The following is a 12826-nucleotide window of genomic DNA, read 5'->3' as shown; positions in this document are numbered from 1 at the left end:
GCGGGCAGGGCCAACTGCCCCGCTTGGCTCGCTGCTGGCGCGCGGCTTTATCGCGGCAGATGCAGCGTCAGCGACAGGCCCCCGCCGGCCGCCTCACCCAGTTCCAGCCGCCCGCGATGCAGCCGCGCGACGGCATTGACCATCGACAGGCCCAGGCCGCCGCCGGGTAGAGTGCGGGCGTTGTCGAGCCGCACGAACCGCTCGATCACGCGGGGGCGATCCTCCGGGGCAATGCCCGGCCCATTGTCGGCCACTTCCAGCACGGCCTCCCCCTCTGCCACGCAGGTGCGCAGGGTGATGGCCGTGCCTCCATATTTCAGGGCATTGTCGATCGCATTGGCCAGGGCGCGCGAAATCAGCTCGCGGTCGGCCATGATCCAGGCCGGCGCCAGGTCCAGCGTCATGGTCACGCCCGATTGCTCGGCCAGCGGCTCGTAAAGCTCGGCCATGTCGGCCACCACCGCCGCCAGGTCGAGCGAGACGCGCCGATCCTGCGCCGTGCCGCCTTCCAGACGGCTGATTTCCAGCGCGGTTTCCAGCATTGCGCGCAGCCCATCGGCATCGGCGCGCGCGGCCTGCAACGCCTCGATCGCGCCGGGTTCGTCAACGCGGGCCAGCGCCGTGTCGATCGCGGCCGAAAGCCGCGTGACGGGAGAGCGCAGATCGTGCGCCAGCGCGCCCGACACCGCGCCGAGTTCCGCCACCAGGCTGGCGATCCGTTCGGCCATCTGGTTCATCTGCAAGCGCAGGTGGTCAAAGCCATCGCCGCTTTGTCCCTCGGCCAGGCGCATGCCGAAATTGCCGGCGGCCAGTTCCTCGGCTGCCTGGGCGATTTCATGCGTGCGGCTGCTGATCGCCACGCCCAGCACCACCGCGCTCAACAGCGCCAGCGCCACGGCCACGGCAATGGTCAGCCCGATCGCGGCGGCAAAGGCCAGGTTGAAGCGCCGCTCACTGGCGCCCATCAATCCCACGGTCAGCTTGGCCCCATCGGGCAGGGTCGTGGCCAGAACCAGAGCTTCCTGATCCGTGGCGCTATCGCCGCGCCGCACCAGCACCGATTGCGGGCGCGGGCCCGGCGCAATAGCCGGGACGAAATCGATATTGCTGGTCAACGCCGGCGCGCTGCCGCCGGCCAGCGCCACGAAAACACCGGGATCGGCCACGCTGCCGCGTTGATCGCGGATGAAATCATCCAGCGATTCCCGGCCGCCGCTGTAGAACGCAGCGAGCAGATCGTCGCGCACGTCGATCACTTGGTCTTCGCGATCGGCGCGTACGACGTCGAGCATCTGGGTGCGCAGGAAGAAGATCGCCGCCGCGCTCGACAGCAGCTGCAACACGAAGACCGCCGCCACCAGCCGCAGCATGGTGGGCGACAGGCGCCGCTGGTGCATGGCCCGGCCGAACATCGTCACAGCCCGCCTATGATCGATCTGGCCATCATCGGCCCGGCCACGTTCAATCCGCCGCCATGCGATAGCCCGCGCCGCGCACGGTGTGGAACAGCGCCTGTTCCTCGCCATCGTCGATCTTGCGACGCAGGCGGCTGATGTGCACGTCGATCACGTTGGTGCCGGGATCGAAATGATAATCCCACACCGCTTCGAGCAGCATGGTGCGGGTAACCACCTCGCCCTGGTGCAGCAGCATGTATTCGAGCAGGCGGAACTCGCGCGGTTGCAGCGTGATCTTGCGCGTGCCGCGCTTTACCTGGCGGGTCAGCCGGTCGAGTTCCAGATCGGCGCAGCGCAGCACGGTGTCCTGCGCCTTTTGCCGGCCAGTGCCACGCCGGGTCAGCGCCTGGACCCGCGCCAGCAATTCGGCAAAGGAGAACGGCTTGCCCAGGTAATCGTCTGCCCCGGCGGTCAGGCCTGACACGCGATCATCGGTGCTGCCCAGCGCCGACAGCACGATCACCGGCGTCTCCACCTCGGCCGCGCGCAGGGCCTTGAGCACGGCAAGGCCATCCATGCCCGGCAGCATGCGATCAAGCACGACCACGTCGAACTGGCTGTCGGTGGCCAGAAACAGCCCGTCCCGGCCGTTTTCGGCGCGGTCCACGGTATAGCCTTCTTCGGCAAAACCGCGCGCGATATAGTCCCCGATCTGGGGATCGTCTTCAACCAGGAGGATGCGTCCGGCCACAAGCCACTTCCATGACAACGAGTTAATCTTGCCCCCACTGCCCGGACAGGGCGTGGGGGCCATGCCATGACCATCATGGCTATTGGCTTTCCCGGTCGCAAGCTGTTTGCCCTTGCCGCCGCCCTGCCCTTGCTGGGAGGCGCGACCATGGCCGCGACCGGGTATTTCGCCGGCTATTTCGATCGCCAGGCCATGCACTACCGCCCCGCGCTTGGCCAGCCACGCCAGGATCTGGTGGCGATCTACTTTTCCGGCGACATGGGCCTGCGGCTTGGCGCCGGCTGCCGCACCGTGGCGGCGCTGCGCCGCCAGGGCCTGGCGGTGATGGCAGTGGATTCGCCGGCGCTGTTCCGCCTGACGCGCGATCGCGCCTTTGTCGATGCGCTGGTGGCCGATACCATTCGCGCCGCGCTGGCCCGCAGCCATGCCGCCAAGGTCGCGCTGATCGGCGCGGCGTTTGGCGCGGGCATTCTCGATACCGGGCTGGGCGCCGTGCCGGCCGATCTGCGCAGCCGCATTGCCTCGGTCGTGCTGGTTCAGCCAGGAACGGCGGTCTATTTCCAAGCCAATCCGGGCGGCCTGATCCACCCCGGCGCGCCTGACAGCGACCCGTACCGCACGGTGCGCCTGCTCAACGGGTTGCCGGTGACCTGCATTGCCAAAAGCAGCCAGGACCAGGGCCTGTGCGCGGCCGGCCAGCTTGCCGGGGCCAGCCATGTCGAGCTCGATGCGCTGCGCCCGCGCGGCCCGGCGTACAAGGTCGATATCGCCAGTATCGCCGCCAATGCCGCGCTGTTTCCGCCCGGGCCGATGCACTAAATCAGATCAGGCCCTCAATGAGATCAGGGCAGGGACGGACCGACCGGAAGATGGCCTGGCATGGGCTGCATCGTGCCGGGCATCGCGCTGCCCGGGCCCATCGTTGACGGCGCGCCGCCGATGGCGCCGCTATAGCCATAGCCCTGCTGCATGAACGGCCCCATCGCGCCGCGGGTGGCACCCAGCGTCGGCCCGACCTGGCCGGGTTGGTCCGGGCCGGGATCGGGCGATTGCGCGGCCAGCCGCTCGCGATCGGTGGTCGCGGCCGGCGGCAGCACCGGATCGGGATCGCTGGTATCGTGGCCAGCGCTGCCGGTGGCCGGCGGCATGATAATCACCGGCGGCGTGTCCGCGGCCAGCGCCTCGCCCTGGCCCTGCCCCGGCACTGCCGTGGCGCTGGCCTTGTTCGCCGATCCGGCTGACGCGCGGCTGGCAGATCCTGCCGCGGCCGCCGGCGCCGACGATGCCGCTGCCACCAGGGCGGGCACACCCGCCGCCTGGCCGGCAACGGCGGCCTGGTCTGAGGCCTGATTCTGAAACGGAGAGCCGAAGATCGCCATCGCGGCAACGCTCGCTGCCACGGCACCGATGCCGGTGCCGCCCAGCATCAACAGCGCGCCGCGCCAGGCCGTGAGACTCGCTGCGATCGGGCGCTTTCCGCCCTGGTCGGTGCCGCCAACCACGCGCAGCGGAACCACCTGCGCGCCGGCGCGCATGGGGGCAATCGCCACGCTGGCTGCGCTGTCATACCCCGGCATCGCCAGTTGCGGGCGCAAGGGCACGTCGTGCAGGATGCGCGCGGTCAGCCCAGGGGGAAGCGCCGGCGCCTCGTGCAGGCCGAGAATTTGGTCGAGCGCCGCGTCGGCAAGCGACGCATCGGCATGGCGCAAGGGGGCCGCTGGCAAGCCTGCCGCCTGATCCCGGCCCGGATCGGCGATGCGAGGCTGCTGGTCGGTCACGCGCGGGGGCCTGCGCCCGTAGCAAAAGCGTGAGCGGCCGGTGAATTGGCAAAGTCGGCCGCGCCGGCAAAGGCCACATCGCGGCAGGTAATGTCACGCGCTTCAAGCAGTTCACGCATCTGCCGCCTCGCCCTGAACAACAGCGACTCCATCGCCTTGATATTAAGATCAAGCACCTGTGCCGCAAGTGCATTGGAGAAGTTCTCGTAATAGCACAAGACCAAGGCAGCCCGATAGCGTTCAGGCAGATCGGCAAGCGCCGCCGCCACCTGGGCACAGGCCTGGCGCTGTTCGATCAGGCGATCGGCCAGCGGCGCCTGGTCGGCGCAATCGGGCACCTCGTCGGTCACCACCACGCGAAAGCGCCGCTTGCGATCGAAACACAGGTTCATCGCCACGCGATGCAGCCATCCGACCAGGCCAGCGCCGGTCGGCTGCCAGCGCGGCGCGTTCTGCCACATGCGGGCAAAGCAGTCCTGCACCACGTCCTCGGCATCGTGGCCATCGCCCAGCATGCGGGCGGCCACGCGATAGAGCGCAGCGGCATGGCGTTCGACCAACACGGCAAAGGATGCCTGGCAACCCTCGCCCACGCGTCGCATCAGCGCCACGTCGTCGCGCAGGGCCAGGCCCCGCCCATCGCGGGGCGGCTCCGGCTCGGCAACAGGCAGCGCTCGGGGCGAAAGCGCCCCGGCAGTGCCATGTCGATGATCGATGACTGGTCCAGCCGGATGAAGACCGCCAGGATCTTCGACCGGGGAAAGGGGCTCGCCCTGCAAGTCACCGCAAAAGGTCATGCGGTCCACCCGTCGCGCACGATGGTTGCTCCGTCCATTCCCTTGTCCCACAGCCCTGCTGGCGGGTTTTGTCTGAACGGCAAATTTACAGTCACGGAAATTGTCTGAACATTTCTTCATCTTCGCTTGCGACGGATAGTGGTTACGGCGCATTTCAGGCACTGGTAAAGCCGGCCTGCCCCGGATATGAAGCCCGCCATGTTGCCACCGGCCCGCCCCTGCTGGCCCTTTTGCCCAACGAGACGAGAGCCCATGCAGCGCCTCCCCAAGATTCGTTTTCTTTCGACCGTCGCCACCATGGCGATTCCGGCCGCCCTGGTGGCCGTTGCCACCCCGGCGCTCGCCGATACCACGGTGGGCACCAGCACGCTGACTGCCCTCAACACCTCGTCGGCCGGCAATATCACCGTCAACGGCAGCGGCGCGATCAAGCTGCCCAGCGGCGTTCCGATCACGATCGATTCGTCGAACACGGTCAATGTCAATTCCGGTGGCTCGCTGACCGTCGCCGGGGTCAGCAACAGCGCCGGCATCGTCGCCAACGCCGGGGTGACCACCACGATCACCAACGATGGCACGATCACCGTCAGCGAAGACTATACGCCGCCGGTCCTGGGCAACAGCTCGGTCGTCAATGGCTCGGTCTCGCAGCTGACCAACCGCTATGGCATCCACATCCTGTCGGGCAACGCCACCACGGCGACGATCTCGAACACCGGCACGATCGGCGTGGAAGGCAACAATTCGGGCGGCATCGTCGTCAGCTCCCCGCTCACCGGTTCGATCACCAACACCGGCACGATCTCGGTCAAGGGTGACAACTCGGTTGGCGTGAGCACCGGCAATGTCACCGGCAACCTCGCCATCGGCGGCACCGTGGCGGTGATCGGCACGGGCGCGCAGGCGGTTGTCGTCAATGGCGACATCAACGGCGCGTTCAAGATCGACGGCGCAATGACCCAGGCGGTCAGCTATACCGCCGACGATGGCACCACGCAGACGCTCTCGCCCACCGCGCTGAGCAGCGGCAAGGCCGCCGTGCAGGTTTCGGGCAACGTCACCGGCGGCGTGATCGTCACTGTGGCGTCGAGCACCAACAACGTCACCGAAACCACCGGTTCGATCCAGTCCTACGGCACCAGCCCCGCGCTGCTGATCGGTGGCGCCGGCAACACCACGATCGGCTCGGTCGTGGCGACTTCGGGCACCTATTCGGTTGCGGTTGACGGCAGCGTCAGCGCCACGGCCTATTACAGCGGCCTCAACGCCTATGGCGTCGTCGTTGGCGGCCAAGGCGGCACCGTCAGCCTGCCCAACGGCATCGGCGTGCACGGCACCGTCACGGCCACCACGGTCAACGGTGATGCCACCGCGATCCTGCTCAACCAGGGTGTTACGGCCACGTCGCTGTACAACGAAGGCACGATCAAGGCGACGGCGAGCGGGGTTGCCTCGGGCAATCTCTATGGCATCCGCGATCTGTCGGGCACGCTCAACACCGTCAACAACACCGGCTTCATCACCATCAGCGGTGCATCGACCGGCAAGACCGCAGCGATCGATCTGTCGGCCAACACCAGCGGCGTGACGATCAAGCAATACCTCAATGCCACCGGCGTCACCAGCCAGGCATCGGACAAGGCCGCGTCGGGCTACAACGTGGCGACCGCGCCGGTCTACACCGCGATCACCGGTGACATCTACACCGGCAGCGGCAACGATACGGTGGACATCGAATCCGGCAAGGTGACCGGCAACGCCTATCTCGGCACCGGCAACAACACCGTGATCATGGCCGACGATTCCAAGTGGATCGGCAACATCGATTTCGGCACCTCTGGCACCGCCTCGATGACGATGAGCGCCAACGCGCGCTTCACCGGGCAGATGGCGCTCAACGACCAGGTCGGCACGCTCACCATCGGCGGTTCGGCGATCTGGGCCGGCACCATCACCGGCGGTTCGCAGCTCAACGTGACGGTCAATGGCGGCTCGTTCGGCGCCAACGCCGTCGGCACCACCACGATCAACAACCTGACGGTCAATTCCGGCGGTGCGCTCGGCGTCTATGTGGACTCCACCGGCACGGCTTCCAAGCTGGTGGCCAACACCGCAACCTTCGCCTCGGGTGCCAAGATCAACGTCTCGGTGTCCTCGTTCCTGAGCGCGACCACGCCGCAGACCATCGTCTCGGCCGGCACGCTGACCGGCGGCAGCAATGTCACCACCAGCTCGCTGTCGCTGCCCGTGCTCTATACCGGTTCGATCTCGCAGAACGGCAACGACCTCGTCCTGTCGCTGTCGCGCAAGACCGCCGCGCAGCTTGGCCTGACCACGCCCCAGGCAGCCGCCTATGACGCGATCATCGGCAATGCGGCCAACTACACCAACCTGCAGTCCAGCCTGCTCCAGGTCACCGATACGCCGACGCTGCAGAGCCAGTTCAACCAGCTGCTGCCCGATTATGCCGGCGGGGCGTTCGATTTCGTCACGCGTGGCTCGCGCCAGGCGGCGCTGCACGTGGCCGACGATTCGTCGCTGTTCACGATCAGCAACACCGGCATGTGGCTCGAACCGCTCTATTTCCGCGCCAGCAAGCACGACGATGATTCGGTCGGCTACAGCCTGAGCGGCGGCGGCGTGTCCTTCGGGCTCGAACGCGCCACCGCGCTGGGCAACATCGGTGCCTACTTCGACTGGACCAGCGGCACGGTGAACAACCACAACCAGCAGTCGCTGGGCGTGAACAACATCGAAATCAACGCCTTCTGGCGCAAGGCCTTCGGCAAGCTCTACACCTTTGCCCGCGTCGGCTACGGCCGCTCGTCGTTCAAGCTTGACCGCACCTTCACCGGCGCGGTCGACTCTGCAACGATCACCTATGCGGCGCACGGCGGCTGGAAGGGCCACTCGCTGTCGGCCACGGGCGGGTTCAGCTATGACATCGATCTGAGCGACACGTTCAAGATCAAGCCCAAGGCGAACATCGAATACTTCCGCCTCAAGGAAAACGGCTACCAGGAAACTGGCACCGACGCGATGATCCTGCTGGTGCGTGACCGCAGCAGCACGGCCGTCAACGCCACCACCACGCTGGGCTTTGCGTGGAGCAGCGGCCCGAGCAGCTACGAAGGCCGCCCGTTCACCGTGGAAGCCGACGTGGGCCGCCGCAGCCACCTGTCGGGCGACCTGGGCGCCACCACCGCGATCTTCGGTTCGGGCCAGCAGTTCACGCTCACCCCGGAAAACGTGCAGTCGGCCTGGATCGGCTCGATCGGCATTCTCCAGGGCGGTCTCGACTATACCTGGAAGATTTCGGCCGGCGCGGAAAAGCCGCAGAACGGCGGCATCGCCGCCAACGTGCGCGCTTCGCTCAGCATCGCGCTCTGATCGCGGCGCCTTGGGCGCCACATCCATGGAGCCACATCCATGGAACGGGGGCGGCAACCACGCGGTTGCCGCCCCTTTCTTGTTTGCACAGGTTGGCCCCGCCATCGCGCGCGCGCCGCGGCGCGTTGGCCAGGGGTCACCTGCCCGCAAAAGGAAACATCATGGAAGATCCCAGCAACCTGTGGCACGCCCGCGTGCTGCACCAGGAACAGCGCACCGGCGTCGCCAACGACGCCTGATGGTGCGCTGGCTCAGTCTGGCGTTGAAGGTGTCGCCACAGCGCCGTGATCGCGGCCGAAATCGGGGCGGGCATCGTCCTGGCCCATCGCGATGATCGAGCGGCGGATCGCCCGGGTGCGGGTGAAATGGTCGAACAGCGCAGCGCCATCGCCCTTGCGGATTGCCTTCTGCAGCTCGGTCAGGTCTTCGGTAAAGACCTGCAGCATGGTCAGCACGGCATCGCGGTTGTGCAGGAACACGTCGCGCCACATCGTCGGGTCAGATGCGGCGATGCGGGTAAAATCGCGAAAGCCGCCGGCCGAATACTTGATCACCTCGCTCTGCGTCACCTCTTCCAGGTCAGACGCGGTGCCCACGATCGTGTAGGCGATGAGGTGGGGCAGGTGGCTGGTCACCGCCAGCACCAGATCGTGGTGGGCCGCGTCCATCATTTCGACGCGCGCGCCCAGGCCTTCCCAGAACGCGGCGACGCGCGCCACGGCCGTGGCATCGGCGCCATCGGGCGGGGTGAGGATGCACCAGCGCCCAGCGAACAGCGTGGCAAAGCCGGCGTCGGGCCCGCTCTGCTCGGTGCCGGCAACGGGGTGGGCGGGCACGATCGTGGCATGAGGCAGCGCATCGCCCAAGGCCTTGAGCACGCTGGCCTTGCTCGACCCCACATCGCTGACCACGCAGCCGGCGGGCAGATAGGGCGCCACGGCGGCAGCAGCAGCGGCCATGGCACCCACCGGCACGCAGAAGACCACAAGGTCTGCATCGGCCACCGCCTGCGCCGGCGTGGCGGCGATGTTCTCGGCCAGGCCAATCTGCGCCGCGCGCGCCCGCACCGCCGCATCGGCGTCATAGCCGGTGACGATCACCCCGGCCATGCGCGCGCGCGCCGCCAGCGCCACCGATCCGCCCAGCAGGCCCAGACCGATGACCGCGATGCGCGTGAAGGGGGCAGCGCTCACCGGGCCGTGCCTGGCGCAGCGTCTGCCATGGTGCGCAGCGCGCCGGCGATGGCATCCATCTGCGCGGGCGTGCCGATGGTGATGCGCAGGCACTGCGGCAGCCCCTGCCCGGGTAGCCAGCGGGTGATATACCCCGCATCCATCAGGCCCAGATACGCCGCCTCTGCCGTGAGCGCGCCGGTAAACTCGATCAGCACGAAGTTGGCCTGGCTCGGCAGCGCGCGCAGCCCGTGGTTGCCCAGCGCCTCTAACGCGGCGACAAAGCGCGCGCGTTCGGCCCGGTTGTGCGCGGCCGATGCCTGGACGAACGCCTGGTCATGCACCGCCGCCAGCCCCATCGCCTGCCCGGTGAGCGAGACGTTGAACGGCCCGCGAATGCGGTTGAGCATGTCGATCACGTCGGCCGGCCCGGTGGCCCAGCCGATCCGCTCTCCGGCCAGGCCATAGATCTTGGAGAACGTGCGCGTGACCAGCACGTTGGCGGCCGTACGCGCCAGATCGAGCGCGCCATCGTCATCGTCTGCCGCGACATATTCGGCATAGGCCTGGTCCACCACCAGCAAGACATCGGGGCGCAGGCCGGCATGCAGCCGCGCCAGTTCGGCACGGCCGATATAGCTGCCGGTGGGATTGTTGGGATTGGCCAGGAACACCACACGGGTCCGCTCGGTCACCGCCGCGAGCAGCGCATCGACATCGGTGCCGAAATCGGTGTCGGGCGCTTCCACGGGCGTTGCGCCACAACGCCGTGCCGCGATCGGATAGACCGAAAAGCCATAGCGCACGAACAGCACTTCATCGCCCACCCCGGCATAGGCCTGGGCCGCGATATGCAGCAGTTCATCCGAACCCGTGCCCATCACGATGAGCGCGGGATCGAGCCCGTGCAGCGCGGCCAGCGCGCCGCGCAGATCCTTGCTGTCAGGATCGGGATAGAGCGCGGCATTGGCCACCTGCGCACGCGCCGCCATGGCCGCCGCGCTGGTGCCCAGCGGGTTTTCGTTGGCCGACAGCTTGATCAACGGCTGCCCATCCAGCCCGGCCGATTTGCCCGGCACATAGGCATGGATCGCCTTGATCCAGTCCTTGGGCTGCGGCCGCGAACGGTCGAGGCTGGCGGTCTGGGCGGATGCGGGCGTGGTCTGGTCGGTCATGATGGCATGGGCTTTACGCCATGAACCGCGCAATTCAAGCGTTACGCAGCATCCGTCCAAGCGAGCCCGGCGCCGTTCCAGTCGGTCGCCATGGCAAAGGCGGGCATAGTCACCTTGGCATTGGGGCCACGGTTGATCTGCAACGGCCCGTTGGGGCCGGCGCCCAGGGTCAGCCCGGCAGCGGAAAGCTGATAGGGCGAGACGCGATAGCGCGTGCACAGGCCGCCATTGCCATCGCTGACCAGTTCCTGTTCGAACTCAAGCCCCTGCTGATGGCCCTGGCTGCGCCGCACGCGCGACACCACCAGCTGCCCATCGCCCAGGTCGAGCACGAAGGGCGTGTCGAGCGGCACTTCGAGCAGCCCCTCGATCAGCGCGCCCGATTTCGAGAGGTTGCGCAGCACCACGGGGTAATAGTGATCCTCGTGCACCACGCCCACGCGGCGGAACATCGCCTGCCGCTGATGCCGCTGGCGCGCCGGGCCGGATGGCTCGATGGTCCAATCGCCACCGGAAAGGCCGGCAACGAACGTGTCGTTGTCGAGCGGCTGGCTATAGATGAAGCCCTGGACATGGCTGACGCACAGCGCTTTCATCAGGTCGAACTGGTCAAAGCTTTCCACGCCTTCAGCCGTGGTTTCCATATCCAGCGCCTGGGCCAGCGCGACGATGGCGGTGATGATCGCACGGTTGCGGTTGCCCGGCTGGGTCGCGCCGCGCACGAACGACTGGTCGATCTTGATCTTGTCGAACGGCGCGCTTTTGAGATAGCCGAGACTGGAATAGCCGGTACCGAAATCATCGAGCGCCAGGCGCACGCCCAGGCCCTTGAGCGCGTTGAACCGCGCATCGGTCTGGCCGCCTTCTTCCAGAAACACGCCTTCGGTGATTTCCAGTTCCAGCCGCGCGGGATCGAGCCCGGATTGCGCAAGGGCCGAGGTGACCAGCGCAGGAAATGCCTCGTCGGCAAACTGCACGGGCGAGACATTGACCGCCACGCGCAGTGGGACTTCCCAGCCAGCCGCATCGGCGCAGGCCTTGCGCAACACCCATTCGCCGATCGTGCGGATGAGATTGGATTCCTCGGCAATGGGGATGAACCGCGCCGGCGATACCTGGCCATGTTCGGGATGGTTCCAGCGCAGCAGCGCCTCCACCCCGATCACCTGGTTGCTCTGCGCCTTGACGATGGGTTGGTAGTGCAGGGCAAACTGGCCCTGCGCCAGGGCATCGTGCAGGTCCTCCTCCAAGGCCTTGCGATCTTCTGCTGCCTTGAGCAGGTCGCTGGAAAAGAAGCGGAAGCGCCCGCGCCCGCTGCCCTTGGCGGCATAGAGCGCAAGATCGGCGCTGCGCACCAGGTCGTCGGCCGCCGCGCCATCGAACGGGGCAATCGCCACGCCGATCGACGCGCCGATCAGGCAGCGGCTGCCATCGATCAGATAGGGCTGGGAAATATCCTCGATCAGGGCTTCGGCCAGTTCGCCCAGATGGCCGCGATCCTCCACCTCGGGCAAGATGATCTGGAATTCATCGCCGCCCAGCCGGCACACGCGGCTGGCATCGCCCACCAGGCGCACCAGGCGATCGGCCACCTGCTTGAGCAGGGCATCGCCGGCAGCGTGGCCCAGGGTATCGTTGACCTGCTTGAAACGATCGAGATCGATCAGCATCGTGGCGCAACCGCGCCGGGTGGAGGCCAGCGCGGCAAGCTTGCGCGCCAGCGTCTGGTTCATGTGGCGGCGATTGGCGAGGCCGGTCAGCGGATCGTGCAGCGCCATGTGCGAGCTTTCCTCGGCATGGCGGCGCTGGTCGCTGATATCGGCGCAATGGCCGTGGAAGCCGGCAAACTGGCCACAATGGTGCACGGCTTCGCCCGACAACGACCACCAGCGCGGCTGGCTGGCCGGCCCGGTGCGCACGGTCAGCCGTTCAAAGCGGGTGCGCCGCGCCAGCACGAAGCGCAGCGAGCGCTCGCTGCCATTATCGCCCTGGGTTTCATCGTGGTGGAACAGATCGAGCAGGGTACGGCCCAGCGGGTCGCCTTCGCCCGCAAGCAGCGCGCGCGCGGCAGGGGATAGATAGGTCAGCCGGCCATCGGCATCGCTCGACCAGAATGCCCCCAGCCCAAGCGCTTCATAGGCGCGGCACAGCGCGGTGGCATGATCGGGCGCGAGGCCAGTGGCCTTGGCGGCATCCCTGGCCGTGGGCGCAGCGGCAGGCGCGCCCGCAACACCATCGGACCGTTCATTGCCACTGTTGCCTGGCCTGCCCCAGGCCATGCGCCGGATCACCATCAGAATCTCCGCCCAAGGGACGCTTTCGCTCAGGTGTTCTACGATGGGACGATTGCGTGATCGTTAACTTTG

General features: G+C 67.3%; 10 protein-coding genes. 3 read left to right on the top strand and 7 right to left on the bottom strand.

Going from position 1 to position 12826, the window contains the following annotated elements; translation table 11 throughout:
* Positions 1-47: 47 nt before the first annotated feature.
* Both C8K14_RS09430 and C8K14_RS09425 read right to left on the bottom strand, forming a co-directional pair.
* Positions 48-1412, bottom strand: coding sequence for a HAMP domain-containing sensor histidine kinase (locus C8K14_RS09430; protein ID WP_231627663.1), 1365 nt, complete (start codon positions 1410-1412; stop codon positions 48-50).
* A 49-nt stretch (positions 1413-1461) separates the two neighbouring features.
* Positions 1462-2148: a response regulator transcription factor gene (locus C8K14_RS09425; RefSeq protein WP_107716463.1), complete on the bottom strand. Its 687-nt coding sequence runs from the start codon at positions 2146-2148 to the stop codon at positions 1462-1464.
* A gap of 66 nt (positions 2149-2214) precedes the next feature.
* Between C8K14_RS09425 and C8K14_RS09420 the strand changes: the two genes are divergently transcribed.
* Positions 2215-2967: a virulence factor gene (locus C8K14_RS09420; RefSeq protein ID WP_233250995.1), complete on the top strand. Its 753-nt coding sequence runs from the start codon at positions 2215-2217 to the stop codon at positions 2965-2967.
* Between the two features lie 23 nt (positions 2968-2990).
* On the opposite strand, the gene C8K14_RS09415 is transcribed toward C8K14_RS09420, so the two are convergent.
* Positions 2991-3926, bottom strand: coding sequence for a hypothetical protein (locus tag C8K14_RS09415; protein WP_107716462.1), 936 nt, complete (start codon positions 3924-3926; stop codon positions 2991-2993).
* Positions 3923-4489, bottom strand: a complete 567-nt coding sequence (locus tag C8K14_RS09410) for an RNA polymerase sigma factor (protein WP_231627661.1) — start codon at positions 4487-4489, stop codon at positions 3923-3925. The genes C8K14_RS09415 and C8K14_RS09410 overlap by 4 nt, the downstream gene beginning before the upstream one ends.
* On the opposite strand from C8K14_RS09410, the gene C8K14_RS22840 reads away from it, so the two are divergent.
* Together C8K14_RS22840 and C8K14_RS09400 are read left to right on the top strand one after the other, a co-directional pair.
* Positions 4472-4831 (top strand): hypothetical protein, encoded by a 360-nt coding sequence (locus tag C8K14_RS22840; RefSeq protein ID WP_166643336.1) that lies wholly within the window; start codon positions 4472-4474, stop codon positions 4829-4831. The genes C8K14_RS09410 and C8K14_RS22840 overlap by 18 nt on opposite strands.
* A gap of 144 nt (positions 4832-4975) precedes the next feature.
* On the top strand, positions 4976-8113 hold the full coding sequence (locus C8K14_RS09400) for an autotransporter domain-containing protein (RefSeq protein WP_107716460.1): 3138 nt from the start codon (positions 4976-4978) through the stop codon (positions 8111-8113).
* Between the two features lie 251 nt (positions 8114-8364).
* Here C8K14_RS09400 and C8K14_RS09395 read toward each other — a convergent pair whose 3' ends face one another.
* From C8K14_RS09395 to C8K14_RS09385, 3 genes are read right to left on the bottom strand one after another with little or no spacing between them, the layout of a single operon-like run.
* Positions 8365-9306: a prephenate/arogenate dehydrogenase family protein gene (locus C8K14_RS09395; protein ID WP_107716459.1), complete on the bottom strand. Its 942-nt coding sequence runs from the start codon at positions 9304-9306 to the stop codon at positions 8365-8367.
* On the bottom strand, positions 9303-10460 hold the full coding sequence (gene hisC, locus C8K14_RS09390) for a histidinol-phosphate transaminase (protein ID WP_107716458.1): 1158 nt from the start codon (positions 10458-10460) through the stop codon (positions 9303-9305). Before hisC ends, C8K14_RS09395 begins: the two co-directional genes overlap by 4 nt.
* 41 nt (positions 10461-10501) lie before the next feature.
* A complete protein-coding gene (locus C8K14_RS09385; protein ID WP_233250994.1) occupies positions 10502-12754 on the bottom strand; it encodes a bifunctional diguanylate cyclase/phosphodiesterase in 2253 nt (750 codons plus the stop codon).
* Positions 12755-12826 lie beyond the last annotated feature (72 nt).

The sequence above is a fragment of the Novosphingobium sp. GV079 genome (genome assembly GCF_003058045.1).
Lineage (GTDB): Bacteria > Pseudomonadota > Alphaproteobacteria > Sphingomonadales > Sphingomonadaceae > Novosphingobium > Novosphingobium capsulatum.
Note: the sequence above shows the minus strand (reverse complement) of the source record. Positions and strands in the feature narration are given on the sequence as shown.

What these genes read in the sequence shown, in the direction of transcription:
- C8K14_RS09430 (WP_231627663.1), bottom strand. Translation starts at nt 1,412, where the DNA reads ATGTTCGGCCGGGCCATGCACCAGCGGCGCCTGTCGCCCACCATGCTG.
- C8K14_RS09420 (WP_233250995.1), top strand. Translation starts at nt 2,215, where the DNA reads ATGACCATCATGGCTATTGGCTTTCCCGGTCGCAAGCTGTTTGCCCTT.
- C8K14_RS22840 (WP_166643336.1), top strand. Translation starts at nt 4,472, where the DNA reads ATGGCGTTCGACCAACACGGCAAAGGATGCCTGGCAACCCTCGCCCAC.
- C8K14_RS09400 (WP_107716460.1), top strand. Translation starts at nt 4,976, where the DNA reads ATGCAGCGCCTCCCCAAGATTCGTTTTCTTTCGACCGTCGCCACCATG.
- hisC (WP_107716458.1), bottom strand. Translation starts at nt 10,460, where the DNA reads ATGACCGACCAGACCACGCCCGCATCCGCCCAGACCGCCAGCCTCGAC.
- C8K14_RS09385 (WP_233250994.1), bottom strand. Translation starts at nt 12,754, where the DNA reads ATGGTGATCCGGCGCATGGCCTGGGGCAGGCCAGGCAACAGTGGCAAT.